General features: G+C 35.9%; 26 protein-coding genes. 9 read left to right on the top strand and 17 right to left on the bottom strand.

Features of this window, described 5'->3' with window-relative positions:
* Window positions 1–43 precede the first annotated feature (43 nt).
* The gene (locus tag RCJ96_RS22610) at window positions 44–1,657 is read right to left on the bottom strand and encodes an MDR family MFS transporter (protein ID WP_074607364.1); all 1,614 of its coding nucleotides are present in this window, start codon (window positions 1,655–1,657) and stop codon (window positions 44–46) included.
* 19 nt (window positions 1,658–1,676) lie between these two features.
* Complete coding sequence (locus RCJ96_RS22605) at window positions 1,677–2,135, bottom strand: MarR family winged helix-turn-helix transcriptional regulator (protein WP_001132364.1); 459 nt, start codon at window positions 2,133–2,135, stop codon at window positions 1,677–1,679.
* A gap of 272 nt (window positions 2,136–2,407) precedes the next feature.
* On the opposite strand from RCJ96_RS22605, the gene glpT reads away from it, so the two are divergent.
* The 6 genes from glpT to opp4A all read left to right on the top strand — a co-directional run bounded on the left by glpT (window position 2,408) and on the right by opp4A (window position 9,664).
* Window positions 2,408–3,757 carry a glycerol-3-phosphate transporter gene (glpT, locus tag RCJ96_RS22600; RefSeq protein ID WP_267580585.1) on the top strand — a complete coding sequence of 450 codons (1,350 nt, stop codon included), beginning with the start codon at window positions 2,408–2,410 and terminating at the stop codon, window positions 3,755–3,757.
* Window positions 3,758–4,040: 283 nt separating this feature from the next.
* Window positions 4,041–5,060 (top strand): ABC transporter ATP-binding protein, encoded by a 1,020-nt coding sequence (locus tag RCJ96_RS22595; protein WP_000795374.1) that lies wholly within the window; start codon window positions 4,041–4,043, stop codon window positions 5,058–5,060.
* Entirely contained in the window at window positions 5,047–5,973 is a 927-nt protein-coding gene (locus RCJ96_RS22590; RefSeq protein WP_074607368.1) for an ABC transporter ATP-binding protein, read from the top strand. Before RCJ96_RS22595 ends, RCJ96_RS22590 begins: the two co-directional genes overlap by 14 nt.
* 14 nt (window positions 5,974–5,987) lie before the next feature.
* Window positions 5,988–6,953, top strand: coding sequence for an oligopeptide ABC transporter permease (gene opp4B, locus RCJ96_RS22585; RefSeq protein WP_000265439.1), 966 nt, complete (start codon window positions 5,988–5,990; stop codon window positions 6,951–6,953).
* 17 nt (window positions 6,954–6,970) lie between these two features.
* A complete protein-coding gene (locus RCJ96_RS22580; protein WP_000880741.1) occupies window positions 6,971–7,876 on the top strand; it encodes an ABC transporter permease in 906 nt (301 codons plus the stop codon).
* Between the two features lie 12 nt (window positions 7,877–7,888).
* The gene (opp4A, locus tag RCJ96_RS22575) at window positions 7,889–9,664 is read left to right on the top strand and encodes an oligopeptide ABC transporter substrate-binding protein (protein ID WP_000182630.1); all 1,776 of its coding nucleotides are present in this window, start codon (window positions 7,889–7,891) and stop codon (window positions 9,662–9,664) included.
* Between the two features lie 100 nt (window positions 9,665–9,764).
* On the opposite strand, the gene RCJ96_RS22570 is transcribed toward opp4A, so the two are convergent.
* From RCJ96_RS22570 to RCJ96_RS22555, 4 genes are all read right to left on the bottom strand, one after another.
* A complete protein-coding gene (locus RCJ96_RS22570; protein ID WP_081101944.1) occupies window positions 9,765–9,890 on the bottom strand; it encodes a DUF4027 family protein in 126 nt (41 codons plus the stop codon).
* Window positions 9,891–10,098: 208 nt separating this feature from the next.
* On the bottom strand, window positions 10,099–10,521 hold the full coding sequence (locus RCJ96_RS22565) for a universal stress protein (protein ID WP_000277989.1): 423 nt from the start codon (window positions 10,519–10,521) through the stop codon (window positions 10,099–10,101).
* 65 nt (window positions 10,522–10,586) lie between these two features.
* Entirely contained in the window at window positions 10,587–12,038 is a 1,452-nt protein-coding gene (locus RCJ96_RS22560; protein ID WP_000487877.1) for a SulP family inorganic anion transporter, read from the bottom strand.
* Window positions 12,039–12,194: 156 nt separating this feature from the next.
* On the bottom strand, window positions 12,195–13,445 hold the full coding sequence (locus RCJ96_RS22555) for a cell wall-binding repeat-containing protein (protein WP_416504387.1): 1,251 nt from the start codon (window positions 13,443–13,445) through the stop codon (window positions 12,195–12,197).
* 173 nt (window positions 13,446–13,618) lie between these two features.
* On the opposite strand from RCJ96_RS22555, the gene RCJ96_RS22550 reads away from it, so the two are divergent.
* On the top strand, window positions 13,619–14,296 hold the full coding sequence (locus tag RCJ96_RS22550) for a response regulator transcription factor (protein ID WP_074607371.1): 678 nt from the start codon (window positions 13,619–13,621) through the stop codon (window positions 14,294–14,296).
* A gap of 11 nt (window positions 14,297–14,307) precedes the next feature.
* Complete coding sequence (locus RCJ96_RS22545) at window positions 14,308–15,699, top strand: sensor histidine kinase (RefSeq protein WP_416504386.1); 1,392 nt, start codon at window positions 14,308–14,310, stop codon at window positions 15,697–15,699.
* Between the two features lie 13 nt (window positions 15,700–15,712).
* Here the strand turns inward: RCJ96_RS22545 and RCJ96_RS22540 are convergent, their stop codons facing one another.
* Window positions 15,713–16,234 carry a dihydrofolate reductase family protein gene (locus RCJ96_RS22540; RefSeq protein WP_074607381.1) on the bottom strand — a complete coding sequence of 174 codons (522 nt, stop codon included), beginning with the start codon at window positions 16,232–16,234 and terminating at the stop codon, window positions 15,713–15,715.
* Between the two features lie 64 nt (window positions 16,235–16,298).
* Between RCJ96_RS22540 and RCJ96_RS22535 the strand changes: the two genes are divergently transcribed.
* The gene (locus RCJ96_RS22535) at window positions 16,299–17,294 is read left to right on the top strand and encodes a helix-turn-helix transcriptional regulator (protein ID WP_416504385.1); all 996 of its coding nucleotides are present in this window, start codon (window positions 16,299–16,301) and stop codon (window positions 17,292–17,294) included.
* Window positions 17,295–17,323: 29 nt separating this feature from the next.
* Here the strand turns inward: RCJ96_RS22535 and RCJ96_RS22530 are convergent, their stop codons facing one another.
* From RCJ96_RS22530 to RCJ96_RS22485, 10 genes are all read right to left on the bottom strand, one after another.
* Window positions 17,324–18,748 (bottom strand): DUF4367 domain-containing protein, encoded by a 1,425-nt coding sequence (locus tag RCJ96_RS22530; protein WP_074607385.1) that lies wholly within the window; start codon window positions 18,746–18,748, stop codon window positions 17,324–17,326.
* Complete coding sequence (locus tag RCJ96_RS22525; protein WP_074607387.1) at window positions 18,714–19,271, bottom strand: RNA polymerase sigma factor; 558 nt, start codon at window positions 19,269–19,271, stop codon at window positions 18,714–18,716. Before RCJ96_RS22525 ends, RCJ96_RS22530 begins: the two co-directional genes overlap by 35 nt.
* A gap of 159 nt (window positions 19,272–19,430) precedes the next feature.
* Window positions 19,431–19,865, bottom strand: a complete 435-nt coding sequence (locus RCJ96_RS22520; RefSeq protein WP_074607389.1) for an HIT family protein — start codon at window positions 19,863–19,865, stop codon at window positions 19,431–19,433.
* A 61-nt stretch (window positions 19,866–19,926) separates the two neighbouring features.
* Window positions 19,927–20,304, bottom strand: a complete 378-nt coding sequence (locus RCJ96_RS22515; protein ID WP_074607391.1) for an OsmC family protein — start codon at window positions 20,302–20,304, stop codon at window positions 19,927–19,929.
* Entirely contained in the window at window positions 20,279–21,700 is a 1,422-nt protein-coding gene (locus RCJ96_RS22510) for an amino acid permease (RefSeq protein WP_074607392.1), read from the bottom strand. Before RCJ96_RS22510 ends, RCJ96_RS22515 begins: the two co-directional genes overlap by 26 nt.
* Before the next feature lie 205 nt (window positions 21,701–21,905).
* A complete protein-coding gene (locus tag RCJ96_RS22505; protein WP_074607394.1) occupies window positions 21,906–22,550 on the bottom strand; it encodes an amino acid ABC transporter permease in 645 nt (214 codons plus the stop codon).
* Window positions 22,551–23,207, bottom strand: a complete 657-nt coding sequence (locus tag RCJ96_RS22500) for an amino acid ABC transporter permease (RefSeq protein WP_074607396.1) — start codon at window positions 23,205–23,207, stop codon at window positions 22,551–22,553.
* 62 nt (window positions 23,208–23,269) lie between these two features.
* Entirely contained in the window at window positions 23,270–24,100 is an 831-nt protein-coding gene (gene glnH, locus RCJ96_RS22495; RefSeq protein WP_000916480.1) for a glutamine ABC transporter substrate-binding protein GlnH, read from the bottom strand.
* A gap of 12 nt (window positions 24,101–24,112) precedes the next feature.
* Window positions 24,113–24,907, bottom strand: a complete 795-nt coding sequence (locus RCJ96_RS22490; protein WP_270795597.1) for an amino acid ABC transporter ATP-binding protein — start codon at window positions 24,905–24,907, stop codon at window positions 24,113–24,115.
* Window positions 24,908–24,977: 70 nt separating this feature from the next.
* On the bottom strand, window positions 24,978–26,438 hold the full coding sequence (locus RCJ96_RS22485; protein ID WP_000387150.1) for an alanine/glycine:cation symporter family protein: 1,461 nt from the start codon (window positions 26,436–26,438) through the stop codon (window positions 24,978–24,980).
* Window positions 26,439–26,560: the final 122 nt, after the last annotated feature.

Raw genomic sequence — 26,560 nt, 5'->3', positions numbered from 1 at the left:
GGTTATACTCAAAAAAGCATCGCCATAAGGCGATGCTTTTTCATTACGAATAGGATACAGTTTGTTCTTTTTCCTCTGCAGCTGGCTCTTCAGCATCCTTTTTACGATCTGACAGTTTAATCTTCTGTAAGAAAATCGTAAAGATAGCACCCACTACAATGAATACTAATCCTGTTAAGAATACAGTATGAAGAGAGTCTACTAAAGAGTTTTTCAAAATTGGTACAATGCTGTTAGCGAATGCTTCTGGCATTTGTTTTAATGCCTCTGGGCTAAATAGCATTGAATATAAGCCTTGCGGATCTGTATGAATCATATCTTTAAATTTCGTTACCATTTGTCCCGCTTCTTTCGGGAACGTATCTAATACAGGTACTAAATTTTTTGTTAATGTTGTACCTGAAGTGTTATTCATAATTGATCCTAAAATTGTAATACCAAATGTTCCACCGATTTGACGGAAGAACTGACTTGATGATGTTACGACACCAAGATCTTTTTTCGGGAAGCTTTCTTGTAACGCTAACGTTAATGTTGGCATTACAAGACCCATTCCTAAACCGATAACCATCATATAAGAAGTAGCAGTCAATTTAGTTGTGTGCATATCCATCGTTGTTAATAACCAGAATCCTCCAGCCATTATAAGCATTCCTGTAATAATTTGTGGTTTTACACCCACTTTTAATACAAGTTGCCCGCCGATAATACTCATCACAATCATTGTAATCATCATTGGCGTCATGATCGTTCCTGATTCAGCAGCACTTACTCCTACAATTCCTTGCATGAAGAATGGGACGAACATAATCGCACCGAACATTCCAATACTCATAAAGAATCCAATCGCATTTAGTAATGTAAATATACGATTTTTAAAGAAATGCATCGGTAAAATGGGTTCTTCTGCTTTCGTTTCAACGATAACAAAGCTAACTATACCAATTAGAGCTAATGCAAATAACCCGATAATTTGCCAAGAATCCCATGCGTAATCTTTCCCGCCAAACGTTAATGCAAGTAATAAACTTACAACACCGAGAATCATCGTAAAGATCCCAGCGATATCAATTTTAATTGGTCCTGTTTGTTTATGTGATTTTAATCCCATTGCAATAAAGATTGTTGCTAAAATACCAACTGGTAAGTTAATGTAGAATACCCATCTCCAGTTTACTGCGTCTACAATCCAACCACCCACTTGTGGCCCAATTACAGAAGCAAGACCGTATAACGCACCAAAAATACCTTGCCATTTCGCACGTTCTTTCCCCGTGAACATATCTCCAATAATAATCATAGCCATCGGCATCATAATACCGCCGCCAAGACCTTGAATACCACGGAAAATAATTAATTCTGTCATACCATTTGCCATACCACATAATGCTGAGCCAACCATAAAGATAACTAGCCCTGTTATATATACGTTACGACGGCCAAGTAAATCCGCTAATTTACCTGCGATTGGTACAACTGTCGTTGATGTTAACATATAAGCTGTTGTTAACCACGTCATTAAGCTTAATCCGCCTAGTTCACCGACGATACGCGGCATTGCTGTACCAACGATTGTTCCATCTAAGGCAGCAAATAGCATCGCAATGATTAAACCGATTAACAACAACTTTCTATTTATATTTTCTTGTTGCTCCATGTAATCTCCTCAATTCCTCTTAGTTATTCTCTTTTTTCTCTTGTGTCCCGCAAATAATTGTTTCTAACTTCTCAAAGAGGCGTAACAAATCTTCTCTTTCTTGTAACTCTAAATGTGAGAAATATTTTGCAATGTGCTCATTACGAGCGGTCATTGCCTCTTCTACTCTAGCTTTCCCCTTTTTTGTTAACTCAATGACGACAACACGACGGTCCTCTTTGTCGTGATAACGCTCTACAAGCTCTTGGTCAATTAAGCGATCGATCATCACTGTAATTGCACTAGGCTTTACATACATCTTTTTTGCTAATTTTGTCGCCCTTGAAGCTCCATAATGATCTAAAATCTTTAAAATATAAAACTGCGGTGGTGTAAGTCCTGTTGCTTGCATTTGTTCTAATAACTCTGTCTGCATTTTCTTTCCAATCGAAAAGGCAAGAGCTTGAATTTTATCGATATGCGTCATATCATTTGGCATGTTATCCACCTCTTATTTAAACAATAAAATATTTAACGTATTTAAATATTAATCCGACGAACAAAATCCGTCAACACTTTTTATTTATAAAAACGTTTACATTTTTGTCACAAAGTTGTATAATTTTCGACGAAGTTAATATTGACAGTCACGGAGAATCGGAGTATACGGCTATGAATCATAAAAAAGGAAACTTTTTTATATTTCATGGCCTTTTTATATTCTCTCTGACTTACGACACTTCGAATTAATTTGGGGAGGATTTTCATTTTATGTTTTTTACACAATTCTTTAAACCCGCGCCCCACGCGGAACGCTTACCAGCTGACCGCGTTGATAGTGAATACCGTAAATTACGTTTACAAGTATTCTTAGGTATCTTCATCGGCTATGCAGGTTACTACTTTGTTCGAAAAAACTTTTCACTAGCAATGCCATACTTAATTGAACAAGGCTTTAGTAAAGGGGAGCTTGGGGTTATCCTTTCAGCAGTTTCTATCGCTTACGGATTAAGTAAATTTCTTATGGGTATCGTATCCGATCGTTGTAATCCTCGCTACTTTTTAGCAGCTGGGCTATTTTTATCAGGTATCATTAATATTATTTTCGGCTCATTTTCTTTCATTACAACGAGCATTATACTTATGTTTGTACTTCAGTTTTTAAACGGATGGGTGCAAGGTATGGGATGGCCTCCTTGTGGGCGTACGATGGTTCACTGGTTCTCTATTAGTGAACGTGGTACAAAAATGTCTATTTGGAACGTCGCTCATAATGTCGGCGGTGCACTTATGCCTTCCCTTGTAACATTAGGGTTATATTTCTTTGCAAATGACTGGAAAAGTATTTTTTACTTCCCAGGTATTCTTTCAATTTTAGTTGGTATTTATGTATTAATTACGATGAGAGATACACCTCAATCTTGCGGATTACCTTCTATTGAAGAACATACTGGAGAATATCCACCAGATGAAAAAGTACAAGATCGCGAACGCGAACTTTCGGTAAAAGAAATTTTATTTACATACGTACTAAACAATAAATTTTTATGGTACATCGCGATTGCGAACGTTTTCGTATATTTCGTACGTTACGGCGTTGTAGACTGGGCTCCTACTTATTTAGTAGAAGAAAAAAGCTTTACTCATAGTAGTTCACGTACAGCTTATGCTCTATATGAATGGGCCGGTATTCCAGGTACACTTCTTTGCGGCTGGATGAGTGATAAACTATTTAAAGGACGCCGCGCACCTGCTGGTATTTTATTTATGGTTGGTGTATTTATCGCCGTTCTTGTGTACTGGTTAAACCCTCCTGGTAATCCAATGGTTGATAGTATCGCACTTGTTGCAATTGGATTTTTAATTTACGGACCTGTTATGTTAATTGGTCTACACGCTCTTGACTTAGCACCAAAGAAAGCGGCTGGAACTGCAGCGGGCTTAACTGGCTTCTTCGGTTACTTAGGCGGAGCAGCTTTCGCTAGTGCTGCTATGGGCTTTATCGTCGATGCATTTGGATGGGATGGCGGATTCATCTTATTACTTGCATCTTGTGTACTTGCAATGTTCTTCCTTGCTCTTACTTTAAAGACAGGATCTGCAAAAACAAAGCAAGCTTAAGCACTAATATTATTCTTATCAAAAAAAGAGAGACTGTTCTTTCGAGAACACCTCTCTTTTTTCTACATATAATACTTTTTTCTTACAAAAGATTTATTTCCCTCTCTTATATATGTTAGCGTTTTCAAAGCACTTCAACTACTTATATACATGCATCCAATCTCTATATAAAAAGATTTTTGAATATTTTCTCAACTTATGCTTGTCAAACATTGTCAATTTATATTAAAATAACAACAACATACAAAATATTTAGTCTTTTCAGAAAGATGGAGGGATAGCCATGAAGAATCCACTTCTTCGCATTGAAAACTTACAGACTTCCTTTCGCATACAAGATCAATATCATGCCGCAGTTGATGATGTTTCGTTAACTGTCCATGAAAATGAAATTGTCGCGATAGTTGGTGAATCAGGTTGCGGAAAAAGTGCACTTGCCCTTTCCATTATGCGACTGCATAATGAAGCAAATACAAAATTACAAGGGCAGCTTAACTATAGAGATAAGGATTTACTAACGATGTCAGCCGCAGAGATGAATAAAGTACGCGGATCAAACATCGGTATGATTTTCCAAGAACCTCTTACAGCACTCGATCCTCTTATGACAGTTGGAAAACAAATCGAAGAAAATTTAGACTACCACACAAGCCTTTCAAAAGTTGAAAAGAAAGAACGCACCTTAGAACTACTTCATCAAGTTGGTATTCCAAAACCAGAACTTACATATAAACAATACCCACACGAATTATCTGGCGGAATGAGACAAAGAATTGTTATCGCAATTGCAATTGCTTGTAACCCAGCACTTATTATTGCAGATGAGCCAACAACGGCTCTTGACGTAACCATCCAAGCACAAATTTTAGACTTACTAAAATCTATTCAAGAACAAACGAAAATGGGCATTATTTTAATTACTCACGATTTAAGTGTTGTCGCAGAAACAGCTGATCGTATCGTCGTTATGTACGCTGGACAAGTTGTAGAAACAGGAAAAGTTGAAGAGATTTTTAACAACCCTCTTCACCCATATACTCGTTCTCTATTAAACTCCATTCCATCTGCGTATGCTGAAAAAGAAAAATTGCATGTAATTCAAGGGGTGGTTCCTTCGTTAGCGAAGATGCCTCGCACAGGTTGCCGCTTCCAAGCTCGAATTCCATGGATTAGACCTGATCAGCACGAGGAAAATCCAATTTTACATGAAGTAAAACCAGACCACTGGGTGCGTTGTACTTGCTACAAGCATTTCAACTTCCAAGATAAGAAAGGAGATGACGTAACTCATGGCACTGCTTAAAGTAGAGGATTTAAAAGTACATTTCCCAATTAAAGGTGGTTTCTTCGGTCGCACATTAGATTACGTGCGCGCTGTCGATGGTGTAAGTTTTGAATTACAACCGGGTGAAACATACGGGATTGTTGGTGAATCAGGAAGTGGTAAATCAACAACGGGTAAAGCAATTATGCATTTAACGAAAGCAACAGAGGGTAGCATTCATTTTAATAATAGAGATTTAACAAAGTTAAGTCGCTCTGAGTTACGTGAACAACGAAAAGATATTCAAATGATTTTCCAAGACCCATATTCATCATTAAATCCGAAGAAACGTGTTCTCGACATTATTGCTGAGCCTCTTCGAAATTTTGAGAAGTTCTCACCTGATGAAGAACGTAGAGCAGTTCAAGAATATCTTGATAAAGTTGGTCTAAATCCAGAGTCTATTTATAAATATCCACATGAATTTTCCGGTGGTCAAAGGCAGCGGATTGGTATTGCACGAGCTCTTACTTTAAAACCGAAGCTTATTATTGCGGATGAGCCAGTATCTGCGCTTGACGTCTCTGTACAGGCACAAGTATTAAACTTCTTGCAAGATTTACAAGCTGAGCTCGGACTAACATACTTGTTCATTAGTCATGATTTAGGTGTAATTCGTCATATGTGTGACCGTATCGGTGTTATGTACCGGGGACGCATTGTCGAAGAAGCAACTAGTACAGAAATTTATAATAATCCGCAACATATTTATACGAAGCGCCTAATATCAGCAATTCCTGATATTCGTCCTGAAAACAGAGAGAGACAGCGCAAGCTCCGTCAACAAGTAAGCTCTGAATACGAGAAATCATACGAAAATTATTTCAATGAAAACGGTCGGGCTTATGACTTAAAAGCAATCTCGCCAACGCATCGGGTGGCATTACCATAAGGGAGTGATAAAACATGTGGAAGTTTATATTACGGAGATTTTTAGTAATGATCCCGCAATTATTCGTGTTAAGTGTACTAGTCTTTTTACTAGCTAAAGCGATGCCCGGCGATGCATTAACAGGCAGAGCAATGAATCCGAAAGCGGATCCAAAGGTGATTGAAGAACAACGTGAAAAGCTTGGATTAAATGACCCAGTTACAACACAATATGTTCGCTGGATTAAAAATGCAGTGCAAGGTGACTTCGGTATTTCCTATGCACATAAAATGAAAGTAACTGATTTAATTGGAGAACGACTTGGAAATACAGTATCTTTAGCACTTGTTATTCTTATTCTTACTTATTTAATTGCCATACCACTGGGAGTTATAAGTGGGCGTTGGAACGATACATGGGCTGATCGACTCATTACCATTTACAACTATCTAGGTTTTGCTACACCACTATTTATATTTGCATTAATTATGCTCTTCCTATTCGGATTTAAGTTTGCAATATTCCCAACTGGTGGTAGCGTAGATCCTCAAGTTGCAACAGGTACATTCGCTTACTATTTAAGCAAATTAAATCACATGCTACTACCAGCTTTATCTGGCGCACTTATTGCAACAGTTGGTACTGTACAATATTTACGAAGCGAAATTATTGATACGAAACATAAAGATTTTGTACGTACAGTACGAGCAAAAGGTGTTCCAGAATCAAAAATCTATTCTAGACATATTTTACGAAATTCATTCTTACCAATTGCAGCCTTCTTAGGTTATGAAATTACAGGATTGGTTGGCGGTGCCATCTTCTTAGAAAGTATTTTTAGCTATCCAGGAATTGGACAACTATTTATACAATCTATCTCTCAACGCGATTTTAGTGTAATAACTGCACTCGTTATGTTTACTGGATTTGCAACGTTACTTGGAACTCTCCTTTCAGATATTATTCTAAGCATCGTCGATCCACGTATTCGTATTGATTAAAGAAAGGAGCAGACGTTATGTTAGCAAACCCTGAAAAACAAACTGAAGTTGTTCATTACGAAAAAAGCCCTTCTGGTTTCTCTATTATGTGGCGAGAACTTCGTAAAGATAAATTAGCAATGTTTTCACTTGTTTTCCTAGCAATCTTATTACTAGCGGTCTATGCAACATCTTTTATTATGAAACAAGAAGATATTGTACGAGTTGATTTATTCGCTATTTATGCTCCTCCCTCTGCTGAACATTGGTTAGGAACAGATTATGGAGGACGCGATATTTTCGGCCAACTTATTATTGGTACACGTAACTCTTTTACAATTGGATTAGCAATTACTATTCTTTCTTGTTTAATTGGCCTTTCAATTGGATTAATTGCTGGTTATTTTGGAGGAGCAATTGATAATATGATTATGCGCGTTATCGACTTCGTTATGGTTTTACCATTTTTAATGCTTGTAATTGTATTTATTACACTTGTTCCTACATTCAATATCTTTACTTTCATTTTAATTATGAGCGTGTTCTTATGGACAGGAAAAGCAAGATTAATTCGCTCAAAAGTATTAACTGAAAAAGAACTCGATTATGTCTCTGCATCAAAAACATTAGGAACACCAAACTGGAAGATCATTCTTTTCCAAGTACTACCTAACTTAAGTTCCATTATCATTGTTAGCGTTACATTAAACCTTGCTGGAAACATCGGTATTGAATCTGGGCTAACTTTCTTAGGATTTGGTCTACCAGAAAGTACCCCAAGCCTTGGCACACTTGTTAGTTATGCTAGAAATCCAGATGTATTACAAGAAAAATGGTGGATTTGGTTACCCGCATCAGTCATGATTTTAACATTGATGCTGTGTATAAATTTTATTGGTCAAGCGCTACGCCGTTCGGCCGACGCAAGACAAAGAAAAGGATAAGGGGTGGAAGAAATGACAAATAAGCCAAAGTTTTTCAAAGTATTAAGTACACTTGCAGTTTCAACATTACTACTTTCAGCATGTGGGGGCAGTGGTGGTAGTGAAAAAACGAGTAGCACAAAAAAAGTAGATACAAATAAATTTAGTACAAATGTTAAAAATGATAAAAAGGAAGTTAAAGATGGTTCATTAACATATGGTCTTGTTTCTAACACACCATTTGAAGGACTTTTGAACTTTGCTGTATATGAAGGAGATCCTGATAACCAAGTCATTACCATTTTCGATGAATCTTTATTATCAAATGACGAAAACTGGGAATATACGAATGATGGCGCTGCTACATATGAAATTTCTAAAGATAAAAAGACAATTACATTAAAAATTAAAGATAATGTAAAATGGCATGATGGAAACCCTGTTACCGCTGAGGATTTAGAATACTCTTATCTGGTGATTGGTAGCAAACAATATGCTGGTTCTCGCTATGATTCTCAAATGCAAATGATTGAAGGTATGGAAGATTATCATAATGGAAAAGCCGAAAAAATTTCAGGTATAAAAGTAACGGATCCAAAAACAATTTCGATTACGTTTAAAGAACCAAATCCTTCAGTGAAAACTGGGCTTTGGACATACCCTCTTCATAAGAAATACTTAGGAGATGTACCAATCGATAAATTAGCAGAATCTGATAAAATTCGTAAAAATCCAATTGGTTTCGGACCTTTTAAAGTGAAGAAAATTACTCCTGGAGAATCCGTTGAATTCGAACGTTTTGATGACTATTATGGCGGAAAACCAAAACTGAAAAGCATGGTTTTAAAAGTTGTTAACCCTTCTGTTGTTAACGCGTCCTTAAAAAATGGTGATATTGACATTGCTGAAGTAAGTGCAGATCAATATCCAAATGTAAGTAAATTAAAAAATGCACAATTAGTCGGTAAAACCGATTTATACTATAGTTATATCGGCTTTAAATTAGGCCATATGGATAAAGAAAAAGAAGAAGTAGTAATGGATAAGGATAAATTTAAAGATGTTCGTGTACGTCAAGCGATGGCGTATGCTATTGATCGAAAAGAAATTGGTGAAAAATTATATCATGGCCTACGTTATCCAGCTAACTCACCAATTCCACCATCTCTACCAAAATATCATAACAATAAAATTGGTGCCTATGATAAAGATGTAGAGAAAGCTAAAAAGTTATTAGATGAAGCTGGCTATAAAGATACGAACGGAGATGGATTCCGTGAAGATCCAAATGGTAAAGAATTTAAAGCTAATTTCTTATCAATGAGTGGTAGCGATGTAAGTGAACCACTTGCAAAATTCTTTATTCAATCTTGGAAAGACATCGGCCTAAAAGTAGAACTTCTTGATGGTCGCTTACACGAATTCAACTCATTCTACGATATGATTAAAAAAGATGATCCAAAGGTTGACCTTTTCGCTGCCGCTTGGGGAACTGCATCTGATCCAGACCCTTCTGGTATTTGGGCTAAAAACGCACCGTTCAATTACACACGTTGGGCTACTGACAAAAACACAGAATTATTAAAACAGGGTATTTCTAAAGAAGCTGCTGATGAAAAATACCGTAAAGATGTATACGATAAATGGCAAAAATTAGTTCACGATGAAGTACCATTAATTCCACTTCATTATAAATTTGACTTAAAAGGTGTAAATAATCGCGTAAAAGATTATAAATACACACCAGAAGATCAATACAAGTGGGGTAAAGTTAGCGTAACAAGCGATAAAGCAGAAACAGAAAAATAATAAAATAGCTCCTGGCACTGAGATACATGCCAGGAGCTATTTTTTATTTACAATCCTTTTCTGACTATTTATAACAACCAATTCCTTCCCTACTCTAAGGTTAAAATATTTGATGAATCATCTTTATTAAAACAGCCAACGTAACAGATGCAGCAAATCCCCCTAAACAAATAAGACTGACACCTTGGCTATATGATAAATTTTGAAGTGCTTTCATCTTTTTCATCCTCCCTCTCTCCCCTTCGATATTTTTATTTTACCAATGGAATAATTGTCATAACATCGATTTTCCTAACAACAAACTTACAAATTTGTAAGTTAATATTTTCTAAAACTTATGTATCTATTATGTCCACACTCTCCCCTTTTATACGTCAAAAAAGACCTTGAATTATATCAAGGCCCTGCTTACACTACAGAATATCTCACTCAATTTATTTGATAATCATCACTGGACATTTCACACGCTTTGCTATTTTATGACTCACACTACCAAGCACCATCTCTTGCAGTGTATTTAGCCCTCTACTCCCAGCAATAACAAGATCTATATCTCCTGTATTTACATATTGAACAATCGTATCTCCTGGATCGCCATGTAATATCGTAATTTTATAAGAAATGTTCTCTTTCTTTAATAAACCTTCAATCTCTTTTAATTTATCTTTTCGACTAGCTGATACTGTTTCTAAATCTGTCTGACCTTGTATAATATCTGACTTTGCCGTTCTATTATCTACTACGTACACAACTTCAACATTTGTTTCTTCGTTAAATTTTGCAATATGTGTCGCGTGCTCTGCTGCTCGAAGCGCATGTTCAGAACCATCACATGCTAATATAATTTGTTTATACATATGCTGAATCCCCTTTTCGTTATCCTACCCGTATTATATAATAAAGCCCCCTAAAAAGGAGGCTTCTAACTAGCAATTCTTTTATTATACGTAGCTAAATTTGTAACAAGTTTTGCGCTACGTTCATTTAATCCTGTTATACTTACTTTCACACCACTTTGTTCATACTTCATGATAACTTTATCAATTGATGCCACTGCTGAATCATCCCATACATGTGCGTGAGTAAAGTTCATCTCAATTTCTTTCACATCTTCATTAAATGAAAAAGCATTTATAAAATCTGCCGTAGATGCAAAGAAAAGTTGACCGTGAATTTCGTATATTTTCTTATTTTCAATATATAAATGTTTCACGTGAATCTTTGCCATATTGAATGCAAATAACACAGCACTAATTACTGTCCCAATGACTACACCTAATCCTAAATTGTGAGTAATAAGAACGACCACTACTGTTACGATCATAACGAATGCATTCCCTTTTGGTACTTTATGAATCGTTGCTACAGAGTTCCAATCAAATGTTCCGATTGAAACCATAATCATAACTGCAACTAAAGCTGCCATCGGAATATGAACCACATAATCACCTAAAACGAATAGTAATACGATCAAAAATCCGCCCGCTACAAACGTCGATAAGCGACCTCGTCCACCTGATTTAATATTAATAACAGATTGGCCAATCATTGCACATCCTGCCATACCTCCGAAGAAACCAGCCACAATGTTTGCAATACCTTGACCGCGTGCTTCCTTATGTTTATTACTTTCCGTATGCGTCATATCATCTAAAACTGAAGCTGTTAATAATGACTCTAATAAACCGATAATTGCAAGCATAACTGCGTACGGTAAAATAATCCCTAATGTCTCAAGTGTAAAAGGCACGTCTGGAATACTAAAGAACGGTAATTCTTTCGGCAGGCTTCCCATATCCCCTACTGTTTTTAATTGTAATCCACTCATAAGTGCAATACTTGTCACGATGATAATTGCAATAAGTGTGGACGGTACAGCCGTCGTAATACGTGGAAATAAATATATAATTGCAAGTCCTAATGCGACAAGCGCGTACATTTGCCAAGTTGCATTTTTAAATTGTGGCAATTGTGCTGTAAAAACTAAAATCCCAAGTGCATTTAAAAATCCACTCATAACTGATTTCGGAACAAACTTCATAAATGAGCTCAGTTTGAACACGCCAAAAATAATTTGGACAATACCTGTTAATATTGTTGTAGCAAATAAATATTGTAAACCGTGATCTTTAACGAGCGTTACCATTAATAATGCCATTGCACCTGTTGCAGCTGAAATCATCCCAGTTCTTCCGCCAACAAATGAAATGGTAACTGCAATACAAAAGGCTGCGTATAGCCCAACGGTCGGATCCACGCCTGCAATAACGGAGAAAGCGATCGCTTCAGGAATTAATGCTAAAGCAACGACAATTCCTGATAACACGTCCCCTTTTACATTGGAAAACCAGTCATTTTTTATCGTCTGAAACAAAGTACCACTCCTCTACTCTTTTATCATTTGATTTTCTCCGTAAGAAAATCAAGGCCGACTGCACGAAGGTTATTATATAACGAGTAGAGGATTTTGTGCTATGTAAAAGTTTCCTAAAAAAAAGACACTACCTTAGTAGCATCTTTTCTCATTTCATTAATGTCCACCGTGCCCTTGACCACTTTCTTGTACAATCTCTAACCTCTCATCCAATATACCTTGTGTTTCAAATGAAATATCACTCGTACTTCCTAATAGGAAGCCGTGGTTATACGGTCCAAGTGTTGGGTCATCTTTAAACTTCGGTTGAATACTTGCAAGGAAGTCATACACTAGTTGTGAAGCTTTTCCTTCCTCTAAAAAGATAACAGGTGCATGTTTACCCATATGTGAAAATGGTGCTCCTGCAACTGCTAAATCTAGTGTTTTGCTTGAAACAAATGATACACCGTGGCCTGGTTTTGTGAACCCCCATCCAAATTTTGTTTTTTCATCTTTAAACTTTGCAAATGCAATAGAATTTTCTACTGGAGTCTCTCCACTAATACGCGTTACTTTCCCGTATTTGCTTAACTCTTTTTCTACTTCTTTTGAAATGATTTTTTCTGGTCCTAGTACATATATATTTGCTTTATCTTTTCGCATCTTTAATGCCTCTATCGTCGCTTCTGGCACTTTATTCTTTTCTGCATAAAGTAGTGGTTCTGGCATATGAGAAATCCAGTTTACAGCTGGTGTTGTATATAAACGTCCTTCTTCTTCAGATGAACCGATAATAACACTATTCGGATAACTACCTGTTATATCGGCATATTCTTTATCCACATCTTTTGCAAATGTAGCTGGATCCGTTTCTTTTATTTGCTTTACTTTATACTCTTTTAATTGCTCAAGGATAGATGCATCGACATCCCCCATCACCATAATTTGTGTTCCATCTTTCGTTCCGAGCGGATTTAATCGTTTTATTTCTTTTAACGTCATTTCGGGTACCTTTTCTTTTTCTATAAATAGAATCGGTCCGTTATTCGGATGATGAATAAGGTCTGCACTTGCAATACCTAATTGCCACTCATTTACTGGTACTAAAATAATAGCACCGGGTTGATTCTCTTTATGCATTGCTGGCCATATCGTTTGCGAAGTTAATACTGCCATTTGCAAAGGATCATTTGTGTTTAATCTCGTTACATTTTTTAAACTTGTCGTTAATAAATCATTTGATGCCCCTTTGTTCATTTCTTTCGGCGCAGTTACCTCCTGATTCATTTTCATTTCCTTCTGCTCTGTTTCTTTCTCTTTTTTAGGTTCATGTTTTGTATGATCCATATTATTCGTTTGTCCACATGCGGCAAGACCAACTGCTGTAATTATCGTTACACCCAAAATGCAGGTTGCTTTTTTCATTATATCGCCTCCGTATAAATCGTTTTTGAGCCAATATCATTACCTAAAATGGAATTTCAACTTTACAATAACAAGCAATTCTGAAGAAATTATGCAGACACATTACAATCTGCACCATTTCTTCATGATTTTGCATTACAATTTAAGTAAATATTATATATGGAGGGCTCTCTATGATTGATATACTGCTCGTAGACGATGAACCGAGAATGCTTGAATTATTAACGCTTTATCTTACTCCAATTGGATATAACTGCATATGTGCACGATCAGGAGAAGAAGCGATTTCACATATAGAAAATCAAAACTTTAAATTTATTTTACTCGATATTATGATGCCAACGATGGACGGATGGGAGACGTGCAAAAAAATCCGCTCATTTAGTAACGTTCCTATTATTATGGTTACCGCTCGTGATCAAACAGTAGATGTCGTCCAAGGGTTAAAACTCGGAGCGGATGATTACGTAACAAAACCTTTCCATGAAGAAGAGCTTTTCGCAAGAATTGAAGCTGTTTTAAGACGAACGAATCAACACGCGCAAATACAATATCATGGCATTTTATGGGATGAGGCAAAGCACTCCGCTTCTGTTCATAATGAAGAGCTTCTTCTTACACCAATTGAATTCTCTTTACTCGGATTATTTTTACGCCATGTAAACTACGTACTAAGCCGTGATCAGCTCATTGAACGAATTTGGGGATTAAATACAAATACAGAAGATAGAACAGTCGATTCACATATTCGTAATTTGCGTGATAAATTACGAAAAGTAAATTTCCCTATTGATGATCATTTAAAAACTGTTTACGGAGTCGGATATCGATGGGTTGATACTTTAGATTAAGGAGCAAAACGATGAAGCGAATTTCTATTCAGCTCGGATTTTATTTTTTGATTGTTACACTTTTAATCGAAAGTGTTCTATTTGTCTCGCTTTATTATAGCCTTGTCAACAATAGAGTAAATGAAGAAATGACAGCTTTATTAAAGCGCGGAAATAGTCACAGAGATGTTCTTGAAAAGTATTTTAATAAGCAAACAATCTCTCATGTTGCACTAATGGAATCCGAAGCCGAAACCACTGTTGTTATTACAAATGCAAATAAGGATGTACTAGCCAAATCCAACGAAATAAATACTACTATAAAAAAGCATATTGAAAAGATGCAAACACGGACAGATCATGAAGGTGCAATTATAGAGAATCATTGGAAAACATCTAGTTATATATGTACAGTTAGTCCCATTGTAGTAGATGGAAAACATGAAGGCTATGTGTACATGTTTCTTGGGACAGAATCTATTGAAAAAATGGTGAATGGGCTAACAAGACAATTTATTATTGCTGGAGTCATTACTTTTCTATTAACAGCCATCACAATCTTTCTATTATCACGTTTGTTAACAAAACCATTGTTACACATGAAACATGCCACTGAAAAAATGAGTAAAGGAGATTTATCAGTTTCATTAACGACTACTCGAAATGATGAAATTGGTGAACTAGCCTCATCTATTCAAACGCTTGCTAATGATTTACATTATATGAAAACAGAGCGAAGTGAATTTCTAGCAAGCGTTGCTCATGAATTACGAACACCTTTGACATACGTAAGAGGTTACGCTGACATTGCTTTAAAAGAAACCACATCTCCCAAGCAACGTTTACGATATTTATCTATTATAAAAGATGAGTCTGATTACATTACAAACTTAGTTCAAGATTTGTTTTCACTTGCACAAATGGAACAACATAACTTTTCTATTCAAGTAAAGGGAGTACATTTACACACTTTCCTTACTCGCATATATGAAAAAGTAAACGCCATGTATAAAGAAAGATACATTACAGTTTCTTTCTCTTGTCCTCCTACACTGCTAGTAAACTTAGATGAACAACGATTCGAACAAGTTGTGGTGAACATTTTAAATAACGCTTATAGACATTCAAAAGAATATTCTCATATCCGCATTTCTGTTATAGAAGAAAATAAACGTATCTCCATTACAATGGAAGATGAAGGTGAAGGTATTCCTCCTGAAGACCTCCCTCACATTTTCGAACGCTTTTATCGAGTTGATAAAGCAAGATCACGAGCTACCGGTGGAACTGGGTTAGGGCTATCTATCGTGAAAGAAATTGTAGAACTACACGGCGGGAATATTACTGTAACGAGCGAAGTTGATCGCGGGTCTTGTTTTACAATTTCATTGCCATCTATAAAGAAACACGACTACCATCAGTAGTCGTGTTTCTTTATCATTTTACTTTATAATATAAGTTTACAAATTGCCCAAAACGTTTCGTATCCGTTAAAGTTAAATCAATTTCTGGATTCTTGTCTTGAAATAACGGCACTCCAGAACCTAATATATGCGGTGTAATTGTAACAACATATTCATCAATTAGATTATTCTTAAAGAACTCTCTTAAGAGACTCCCTCCACCGACCATCCATATTTTAGATCCTTCTTGTGCTTTTAACCTTTTTGTAAACTCCACTACATCTTCATTTACAAACCCCACGTGTTCGTTTGAACCTTTTTCTGATTTAGAAAAAACATAACATTTTTTATTTAAATACGGGAATGGTTCTATATGCTCTACTACATAATCGTACGTTCTTTTTCCCATAATTATTGTATCAATTGTTTCATACATTTCTGTATAACCGTTATCTCCCTCTCCTTCCGTTTCCATTAACCACTGTAAATCATCATTTTCTTTCGCAATATATCCATCTAAACTCGCCGCAATAAATAAAACAATTTCACGTGACATATCTTTTCCTCCTTGCATCTCATCTTGATAACATATGATGTAAACAATATACTAACAATAAAACATGACAATTTATGTCACGTTAAAAAGAAAAAAGGTGATACATTTGTCAAAAGCTAAACGCTTATTAGATATTCTTATATTTGCTTCTGCCAAAAAGACATTTACAGCGCAAGAAATAGCTGATGAATTTAATATTTCCGTTCGTACTGTCCATAGATACATTGTAGATTTAAGTGATATGGGTTTACCTATTTATGCAGAACAAGGTCGCAACGGAGGATATAAAGTATTAACAAATAGAGTCATTCCTCCTATTTTATTTACGGAAGAAGAAGCAGTCTCCATCTTTTTTGCATTTCAATCTTTAAGCTACTACAGAAACTTACCTTTTAACACAGAAATCACTTCCGTTACACATAAACTGTATAGCTCTCTACAGCATGATGCGAAAGCAAAAGTTGATAAAATACGTTCTTATATCGCTTTTTGGAATCCGAAGAGAACGATTGATACACCTCTTTTAAATGAAGTACTAACCGCGGCTATTGAAAATAAAAATTTACACTTTCAATACGAATCTAAATCGGGGTTAAAAACAAAACATGTTCATCCTATCGGTGTATATGCTCATGACGGGCTATGGTACTTACCATCCTATGACTTCAGTAGAAAAAAAGTATTACTGTATCGCGTTGATCGTATTCTTTCTATATTATCAACGGAAGAAAATGAAGATACATTCATGAATTTAGAAGAGTGGTTTGCCTCTAACTCTAACGTAATACATAGTCCTACTCAGTTACATGTTTTACTAACAACAGAAGGTGTACGCCAATGTAAAAGCGTTCCTTACCTTGAAGAATTCGTAGTAGTAAACGAAGACGGGACAGGATATATACATTCAACAATTGATAAAGGTGAAATAAATTTTATTATCCCTTTATTTTATAGACTTGGAAAAGATGCACGAGTGTTAGAACCGAAAGAATTAATAGATGGTTTACGTATACGTGCGAAAGAAATTTTACATATGTATGAAGACGAAAAAAGCTGCTAAATATAAGCAGCTTTTTAGTCTCTTTGTTACTATTGACGAATATCAATCCACCAACGATTTTTCGCATTCATATTTTCAGTTCCACTAAAACCACTATAACGGAAAGCATCAAGGAAGATTGAATCTAGTTTATCCTCATCTACAAAATAGCCTAAGTTAACTTTTACCGTTTCTCCTGGTCGAATACTGCCAATATTGTAGAAGCTTTTCCCATCTCCATGAGGCTCTAAATAATCAACTTCGCCTGTCATAATATTTTTTTCCGCAATCCCATCTCTTTTAGCATAGTTCCATGCATTCCCTTCAGATTTAAGCAACTTTATGGATGGATGCATATAGATTTCTTCTGTCGACTTTTTCCCAATATTTTTCACTGTTGTTGTTAGGTAGACAAATTTAGGGTGAACTAATTTCGAATCTACTAATTTATCAATAGAATCTTTACCATTTCCAAGTTTATATTCATCCCTTCTATATGGTAACAATTGTCCAGCTTGATCCAAAGCCTGATTCCTGCTTAGTATTCCTAAGCCCATTTCATAAAAGTTCTCTTTTTTAAAATCTTTGATTGAATCAAAAACTTCAACTTTCTCTATCACATATTCAACTTGGCTGTCATCCATCGTTATCGTTACTGGAATCTTTTGTCCTATATGAAATAGTCGTTTACTATCTTTTTTCAAAGGAATAACCTTAGTTTCTTTAGGTTCATCTGCTTTGCTAAAACGATTTTCATCATAATCTACTATATGTGATGCCTTTTCTTTTGACGTAGGCTCAAGTGAAATACTCCCTAACACATCCATCATTTGTTCTTCGTTTACATCGGATCCAATATAACTTTCTAACATAATCCCTTCTTTCTCAAAAAAGAGAAAGACCTTTCTGTCAAACATTACATTGTTGTTTCCTGTTTCTTTATGGACAATTACTGCTTTCCTACCGTTTATTTCTTTTTCTTCATAACTTTTAGAGTACAGCGTTTGAAAATCTGTATTCTCCCCTACTCTCCGAAGAGCGAATGAAAATCCCCCCATTGCGTAGTTATCTTTAAATGAATATTTCATAGCAGAGTCATCAATTGCTTCCATATTGTCTGGTAATTTATCGATTTTCAACTTATACCACTTATCAGCCTTTTTCGATCCCTTGTTTGTTACCGAAACATTTACTTCGTAATTTTGTTTTTGGACAATCATATTATAGACTTTCACTGCACCAAAAACGGTTGTCGGCATACCAATCAATAAGCAAGCAGCAGCGATTAACATACGATGTTTTTTACGCTTTTTCTGTGGCTTCTCGTCTTTCAGCTTCATTTCTTCCATAAACAATTTCTTTTTGCGCGTATATGTATGTGAAAATTCATGTTGTTCTTCGAGTTTATCAAAATCATCTAAAGCAATTTTTTCAGCAAGTTCATATATTTCTTTGGAGTTCTTTGAATTCGTCATGTTGTATACCTCCTATCATATTTTGGACTCGTTTTCGAGCACGCTCAAACTGCTTGCGAACATTAGCCTCCGTTATCCCCATGACACTTGAAATTTCTTGATACGTTAAGTTATAGAAGACTTTGTACTTAAACACCTGTCTATTAGACTCATTTAACTCTTTTAGCAATGTATCAATTTGCACTTCAGACATTTTCCGTTTTTCCCACTCTTCAATATTTTCATCTACTGCTTCTGCTGATTCTCTTTCATATTCTTCTAAAAATGTTTCATGTCGTCTATTTTTCCGGTAGCTATCAATCGCCTTGTTTTTCGCGACCCTCAAAATGTAGCGTTTAAGCTCTTCAGTAGCCAAGCTATGGAGCTTTTCCAAGTTCTTATAAAGAGTAATAAACGTCTCTTGAACCGCATCTTCCGCCTGTTGAATATTATTTAAAATAGAATAAGCTACATAATAAACTTTTTGTTCGTACAACTCATATAGCTCTTCCATCTTTTCATAATCGTTGTCTGTAACTTTCATATAATTCCTCCTCTCACTCTATATAACGAATGAACCATATACTTTGTGACACTATAAAATCTATTTATAAATAAAATTTAATAATAAAATAAATAAAAGCCCAATTTCTCTATTTTAACTGAGAAACTGGGCTTTTTAATATTAGAATTTTCCTGACTGCTACGCCTTTTCAGTAAGCAGCATATGCTCTATCGCTTCTGTTAACAAATTCTGTGTCTCTTCCAATTTATGATTCTGCTTTTCTCCCGGTTGTACCGTATAAAATTCAGCAAACGAGCGCTCTTTATATCTTGGTACGACATGCATATGGTAATGTGTTAACTCGTTAAATACTCCACCATTTTGACAAACTGTAACTCCATCTGGTTTGTATAATGCCTTAATCGCTTTTGCAATAAGCTTAGAAGCATCCATAACGGATTTTGCTACAACATCATTTAATTCATCTACTTCTACAACATGCTGCTTCGGCACAATTAAAGTATGACCTGGATAGAAAGGTTCATGATCTAAAAAACACGTTACATACTCATCTTCGTATACTCTATAAATTTTTTCCTCTTCGTTTGCTAATTTACATCCTAAACATTCCATCATATTTCTCCTCTCTCTAAAACAGAAAAACGTGAGAGCCGTATTCTCACGTTTTTCTGTTTTACTTTATTAGTTCAATTGTTTCCGTAACTTTTATACTACCTTTTACTGATTGAACAATCGTACAATTTTTCACTGCAAGCTGCAGCGCCTTGTCCAACTGCTCTTCTGTAATGTTTTGTGCTTTAATTTTATAGTGCAAATGAACACTTTCAACTGGTTTTGATAAAGCTTCACTTCTACCAATTTCCGTTTCAATTGTAAACGTATCGTATGTAATACGTTTCTTTTCTAAAATTGTTCGAAAGACAATTGCACTACATCCTGCGATAGAAGAAACGAGTAATTGTAACGGTGAATACCCGTTTTCTTTTCCAATCGCTAATTGACCATACGATAAATCTGCCTCAATATCATCGTGTTTGATTGTTAGTTTCATTAGTTGTCTCCACCTTCATCGGTTTCTGCCGTTTCTTATTTATATAATAATATATGTAGCAGAAAATGATAAATGGAATACCACAATATAACGCCATTCTTTGTTCTGGAATAAACGCTAAACTAATAACAACGATACTATTTGTAATTAAAGCTAAAATTGGAACGATTGGGTATAGTGGTGTTCTATACTTTAAGTCCTCTAACTTTCCTCCGCCTTTTATATACTGACTTCTAAAGCGAAGTTGCGATAAAGCAATAATAATCCAACTTGAAACAGCCGATAAACCAGCTATAGATAATAAGTACATGTATACTGTATCTTCTGCAAGGAAGCTTGTTAATAAAGATAACGCAGCTACAGCAATTGTTACAACTAACGCTGTAATTGGAATACCACGTTTATTTACTTTCTGGAAAGACTTTGGTGCCATTCCTTCATTTGCAAGTGACCATAGTATACGAGTTGCCGCATATAACCCTGAATTCGCCACAGATAGTAACGCAGTAATAATAACGAAGTTCATAATATCTGCTGCATACGGAATACCGATTTTATCAAATACGACTACGAATGGACTTTCGATTACCCCTGCTTCTTTCCAAGAAATTAATCCTACTAAAATCGTCATTGTTAAAATGAAGAATAACATAATGCGCCATACTGTATTACGGATCGCGCGTGGAATTGTTTTTTCTGGATTTTCACTTTCTCCCGCTGCAATCCCGATTAACTCTGTTCCTTGGAACGAGAAGTTAACTGTAATCATCGTAAGTAATACGGCAGCTAGTCCATTCGGGAATAATCCACCATCGCTTACAAAGTTAGAAAAAAGAGGTGCTGCTTCTTTTCCGTCATATGATATAAACCCTAATAATGCACTACCACCAAGAACAACAAAGGCAAGAATGGTAACTACTTTAATACTAGAGAACCAAAATTCTAATTCAGCATAACTTTTCGCCGAAATTGCGTTTGACGCATATAAAATAATGCCGAATACGAGACACCATACCCAAACATCAACATTCGGAAACCATCTTTTCATCATTAAACCGATTGACGTTAATTCTAGTCCTACTGTTACTGCCCAGCCAAGCCAATATAGCCAGCCAATCATAAAGCCCGTTCCTGGCCCAATAAACTTCGTCGCATACTTTTGGAAAGAACCTGAAACTGGCATCGCTACCGTTAACTCTCCAAGACAAAGCATTGTTAAATACATAATAAATCCGCCCACTAAATAGGAAAGGATGGCTCCCCCTGGTCCAGCCTGATTAATGGTGTAACCTGAACCTAAGAAAAAACCAGTCCCGATTACACCACCTAGTGCGATCATAAATAAATGTCTACTCTTCATCGTACGATGTAATTTCTCATTCGTTGGTTGCTGCATCTAAATCCTCCCCCTACCAATACCCCTATATCTTGTTAAAATTTTCTGATAATAAAAATATACACGAAAGCGATTACATTTTCTATATAAAATTAAAACTTTTCTGATAAAATAATATAAAAAATCGAATTATCGTGAAGTTTAGATTCTAATTAGAGGAAAATAAGGATAAACAAGGAAAAAACCCTTACATATATTGTAAGGGTTAATGAAGTTCTAACCTTCTGGATAAAATTGATAAACTATAGTTTACAATAAAGTACATACAAGCTACTACTATAAACGTTGGAATCATATAATTTACATTTTGTCCGCTAATAATTTGAGCATTATGCATAAGCTCTGGCAGTGATATAACAACCGCTAATGCTGTATCTTTCAGCAATGAAATAAACTGACTAACAAGCGGCGGAACCATTCTTCTTAATGCTTGCGGTAAAATAATATGCCAAAGCGCTTGCACATACGTTAACCCTGAAGATCTTGCAGCCTCAATCTGTCCTTTCTCAATAGATAATAGGCCACTTCGAACAATTTCAGATATCATTGCTGCTTCAAATATTGTTAAAGCAACAATTACAGCTGTTATAATTTCTAATTTCAAGCCTGCTTCTGGAAGTGCAAAATACGTGAAAAATATAATTAAAAGTAGTGGTAAGTTTCGAATTACTTCAACGATAATTCCTAATATTTGTGAGACGATAGGGATTTTCATGTAGCGCAATATCCCTATTACACTACCAATAATAAAACTAAGTACAATTGCTATGAGTGCTACCTCTAGCGTTATAAGTAATCCTTTTAATAAAAATAGAATATGATCACCTGTTATTGCTCCCTTAAAATCCATTTACACCGCCTCCTTTGCTAAGCGTTTTTCTAAATAACGCACTAGCATACTGAGCGGAATTGTTAATATTAAATAAAACATTCCGACAAATATATACACATCGAACGTAACAAATGTCTTCGTTGAAATTAAGTCTCCTTGATACATTAAATCAGCTCCAGCGATAATTCCGAGTATGGAAGAGTTTTTTACTAAGTTGAGAAATTGGTTTCCTAGAGGAGGGATTACAATTTTCATCGCTTGGGGTAAAACGACATGGTACATCGCTTGCGTATACGTCAATCCTGAAGAACGTGCTGCCTCCATTTGGCCTTTCGCGACTGATAAAATACCAGCGCGAATGACTTCCGCAATAAACGCTGCAGTATATACCGTAAGCGTAACTGTTCCTGCTACAAAACCATTTAAAGTAATTCCTACTACAGGTAAAGCGAAATAAAATATAAAGGCAATTAATACGAGCGGAATATTTCTTACAAATTCTACAATAGCAGCTCCCAACCAATTTAAAATACGAATCGGTGCAATACGCATTACCGCCAAAATTACTCCTAAAATAAAGCTTCCTATTAATGCAAGTACACTAGACATAACTGTATACTTAAAGCCTTCTAAATACATATCCATGTTATTCGTTAATATAGAAAAATCAGGCACATACTCTCCCCTCTTTCTTTACAAGAAGAGGATGAGTACTCTCATCCTCTCACTCTTACTATCTACTTTTCTGGTTTTTGTCCAATCCATTTTTCATACAGTTTATCGTATTCCCCATTCGCCTTCATATCTTTTATCAAGCTATTAATCTCTTTCGTTAAATCATCTGCACCTTTTTGCACTGCAATTCCGTACGGCTCATCCGTAAAAATTTTCCCGACAACTTCATAATTCGAATCTTGTTTTGCCATACCGTAAAGAATTGCATTATCTGTCGTTAACACATCACCTTTTCCTGCTTTTAACGCTGTAAACGCCTCACTGTAATTTTCAAATTCTAATACAGTCGCTTCCGGTGATTTTTGGCGAATGTTATTTGTCGATGTTGAACCTTTTACTGCTAACACTTTTACGCCCTTTTTCACATCATCAATACTTTTAATATCGCTTCCTTTTTTCACGAGTAACGATTGCCCTGCTTTAAAGTATACATCTGAAAAATCGACCTCTTTTTTACGTTCTTCTGTAATTGTCATCGTGGCGATAATTGCATCAATGTCACCATTTTTCAGGAGTGGAATACGTGTTTTAGACGTTACCTCTTTTAATTCTAATTTCTTTTCATCTCCAAGAATTTTTTTCGCAAGCGCCTTTGCAACATCAACATCAAATCCTTCTACCTGCCCTGTTGAAGGGTTTTTCAATCCAAATAAGTTCGTATCATTCTTCACCCCAACTACTAATTTCCCGCGCTTCTTAATTTGCTCAACAGCCCCGCCTTGCTTCGTATTCGTTTCTTTCGCCTCATCTTTTTTACTTCCGCATCCAGCAACGACAAGTACGAATAAACATGAAAATACGATTAACGTAAACAACTTTTTCATTTTAAGCATAAAATTCCTCCTTTAATGATTTAACACTCGACTTAAAAATAAACGTGCTCTTTCTTGTTCAGGGCTCGCAAAAAATTGCGCCGGTGTTGTATCCTCAATGATCTTGCCATCATCCATAAATAAAATCCGATCAGCTACTTCTCGTGCAAATCCCATTTCATGCGTGACAACGACCATCGTCATCCCTTCTTTAGCTAGCTTTTTCATAACATCAAGTACTTCCCCGATCATCTCTGGATCAAGAGCAGACGTAGGCTCATCAAATAGCATAATTTCCGGCTGCATCGCAAGTCCTCTAGCAATTGCCACCCTTTGCTGTTGTCCACCAGATAATTGATGTGGATATACGTTAGCCTTCTCTGGAATTCCTACTTTCTCTAAATAAAACATCGCTGTTTTTTCTGCTTCCTCTTTTGAAATTTTATTTACTTTAATAGGTGCTAGTGTAATATTTTGAAGAACCGTTTTATGTGGATATAAATAAAAATGCTGAAAGACCATCCCAATATTTCGGCGTAATTCATTCATATCTGTTTTTGCATTGTGTACCTCTGTATTTTGTACAATTAACTCTCCATCTGTAATTGTCTCTAGCTGATTTATACAACGAAGCAACGTGCTTTTTCCTGATCCTGAAGGCCCAACAACTACTACCACTTCACCTTTCTTCACTTGCACATTAATATCTTTTAACACTTGAAAGTTGCCATAATATTTATTTACGTTACGAAACTCTATCAACATACTCCCCCCTTCCCCTAACAAAGCATGTACATTCTTTTTATATTCAAAAATAGGCAAAAAAATAACTTACAGCCTCATTTTGTCCATAAAAAAAGCAAAGGGATTTCCCCTTTGCTTTTTCATTTCTATTCCATTAAGATACTTCTTCTTTCTTATCTTTTCCGTATTCATGTTCCCAGAAATCAGCATTTTTAATTCCTAATGGCCCTGGATCGAATACTGGATCTTTTCCTTCTTTCTTCTGCTTTTCATAATCCTTTAATGCAACTAATGCAGGTTTTTGTAACAATAAAATCGCAATGATATTTACCCATGCCATAATTCCTACACCGATATCACCTAAAGCCCAAGCCGTTGCTGCTGTTTTTATACAGCCGTAGAATACAGCACCTAAAAAGACAAATTTTAGTACCATAGACAACCAAGGGCGGTCTTTATCACGGTTTAAGTACGCGATATTCGTTTCTGCAATGTAGTAATACGCCATAATTGTTGTAAATGCAAAGAATAGTAACGAGATTGCAACGAAACCGTTTCCAAATCCAGGGAAAACAGATTCTACTGCTGCCTGTGTATATCCCGGTCCTGGCTGTGCACCATTTAATTTATTTACGATAAAGTTTTTTCCGCTTGCATCAAATACGTTATACATGCCTGTAATAATCATCATAAATGCTGTTGCTGAACAAACAAATAATGTATCAATGTAAACGGAAAATGCTTGCACTAAGCCTTGCTTAGCTGGATGTGATACTTCCGCTGCTGCTGCTGCATGTGGTCCAGTTCCTTGCCCTGCTTCATTAGAATAAATACCACGTTTTACTCCCCAAGAAATTGCTAAACCGATAATACCACCAAATGCTGCTTCTAATGCAAACGCACTTCTTATAATTAACATAAATGCTTCTGGCAGTTTTTCAATATTCATAGCGACAATAACACAAGCTACTAAAATATACCCAACAGCCATAAACGGTACGACAACTTGCGCTACGTTAACAATTCGCTTTACTCCACCGAAAATGATAAGAGCTAATACGACTACTAATAAAGCACCTGATAATGAAGTGTTAATTCCAAAAGCCGTTTCTAAACTTACAGCAATACTATTTGCTTGCACACCTGGTAGTAAAAGCCCCGTTGCAAGAATTGTCGCTGCAACGAATACTAATGCATACCATTTAACCCCTAAACCTTTTTCAATGTAATAAGCAGGTCCACCGCGAAACTGTCCTTGATGTTTCGTCTTATATATTTGTGCGAGTGTTGATTCTACATAAGCTGACCCTGCTCCTAAAAAGGCTACTGCCCACATCCAAAATACAGCCCCTGGTCCACCGAAGGCAACCGCTGTAGCTACCCCAGCGATATTCCCTGTCCCAACGCGCCCTGATAACGAAAGTGCTAACGCTTGGAATGAAGAAACACCAGCCTCTGATTTTTCTCCTTTAAATGTCAGCTTCACCATTTCTCCTACATGCCTTACTTGTAAAAACCTCGTTCGAATAGAAAAATATAAACCTGCTCCTAAACATAAATAAACAAGTGCTGGACTCCAAACAATATTATTTAACCAATTTACGAAAGCTTCCAATATTCCTCCTCCTTTTTATCAAGAATATTCAGAATATATAAAAATTATAAGTGTATACCGAACCTATGACAATATTATTTTAATAAAACAAACATATTTTTGTATAAAAAAACAAAGTATAC

The sequence above is a fragment of the Bacillus sp. BSL6 genome, assembly GCF_052928345.1.
Note: the sequence above shows the minus strand (reverse complement) of the source record. Positions and strands in the feature narration are given on the sequence as shown.

Bases quoted from the DNA above. Each gene is read 5' to 3' on its own strand.
- RCJ96_RS22580 (WP_000880741.1), top strand. From the start codon at position 6,971: ATGTTAGCAAACCCTGAAAAACAAACTGAAGTTGTTCATTACGAAAAA.
- opp4B (WP_000265439.1), top strand. From the start codon at position 5,988: ATGTGGAAGTTTATATTACGGAGATTTTTAGTAATGATCCCGCAATTA.
- RCJ96_RS22595 (WP_000795374.1), top strand. From the start codon at position 4,041: ATGAAGAATCCACTTCTTCGCATTGAAAACTTACAGACTTCCTTTCGC.
- RCJ96_RS22515 (WP_074607391.1), bottom strand. From the start codon at position 20,304: ATGAAACTAACAATCAAACACGATGATATTGAGGCAGATTTATCGTAT.
- RCJ96_RS22525 (WP_074607387.1), bottom strand. From the start codon at position 19,271: ATGAAAGTTACAGACAACGATTATGAAAAGATGGAAGAGCTATATGAG.
- RCJ96_RS22555 (WP_416504387.1), bottom strand. From the start codon at position 13,445: ATGAAAAAAGCAACCTGCATTTTGGGTGTAACGATAATTACAGCAGTT.
- RCJ96_RS22590 (WP_074607368.1), top strand. From the start codon at position 5,047: ATGGCACTGCTTAAAGTAGAGGATTTAAAAGTACATTTCCCAATTAAA.
- RCJ96_RS22570 (WP_081101944.1), bottom strand. From the start codon at position 9,890: ATGAAAAAGATGAAAGCACTTCAAAATTTATCATATAGCCAAGGTGTC.
- RCJ96_RS22520 (WP_074607389.1), bottom strand. From the start codon at position 19,865: ATGGAATGTTTAGGATGTAAATTAGCAAACGAAGAGGAAAAAATTTAT.
- RCJ96_RS22605 (WP_001132364.1), bottom strand. From the start codon at position 2,135: ATGCCAAATGATATGACGCATATCGATAAAATTCAAGCTCTTGCCTTT.
- opp4A (WP_000182630.1), top strand. From the start codon at position 7,889: ATGACAAATAAGCCAAAGTTTTTCAAAGTATTAAGTACACTTGCAGTT.
- glpT (WP_267580585.1), top strand. From the start codon at position 2,408: ATGTTTTTTACACAATTCTTTAAACCCGCGCCCCACGCGGAACGCTTA.
- RCJ96_RS22550 (WP_074607371.1), top strand. From the start codon at position 13,619: ATGATTGATATACTGCTCGTAGACGATGAACCGAGAATGCTTGAATTA.
- RCJ96_RS22610 (WP_074607364.1), bottom strand. From the start codon at position 1,657: ATGGAGCAACAAGAAAATATAAATAGAAAGTTGTTGTTAATCGGTTTA.
- RCJ96_RS22565 (WP_000277989.1), bottom strand. From the start codon at position 10,521: ATGTATAAACAAATTATATTAGCATGTGATGGTTCTGAACATGCGCTT.
- RCJ96_RS22535 (WP_416504385.1), top strand. From the start codon at position 16,299: ATGACAATTTATGTCACGTTAAAAAGAAAAAAGGTGATACATTTGTCA.
- RCJ96_RS22510 (WP_074607392.1), bottom strand. From the start codon at position 21,700: ATGCAGCAACCAACGAATGAGAAATTACATCGTACGATGAAGAGTAGA.
- RCJ96_RS22530 (WP_074607385.1), bottom strand. From the start codon at position 18,748: ATGACGAATTCAAAGAACTCCAAAGAAATATATGAACTTGCTGAAAAA.
- RCJ96_RS22505 (WP_074607394.1), bottom strand. From the start codon at position 22,550: ATGGATTTTAAGGGAGCAATAACAGGTGATCATATTCTATTTTTATTA.
- RCJ96_RS22540 (WP_074607381.1), bottom strand. From the start codon at position 16,234: ATGTCACGTGAAATTGTTTTATTTATTGCGGCGAGTTTAGATGGATAT.
- RCJ96_RS22545 (WP_416504386.1), top strand. From the start codon at position 14,308: ATGAAGCGAATTTCTATTCAGCTCGGATTTTATTTTTTGATTGTTACA.
- glnH (WP_000916480.1), bottom strand. From the start codon at position 24,100: ATGCTTAAAATGAAAAAGTTGTTTACGTTAATCGTATTTTCATGTTTA.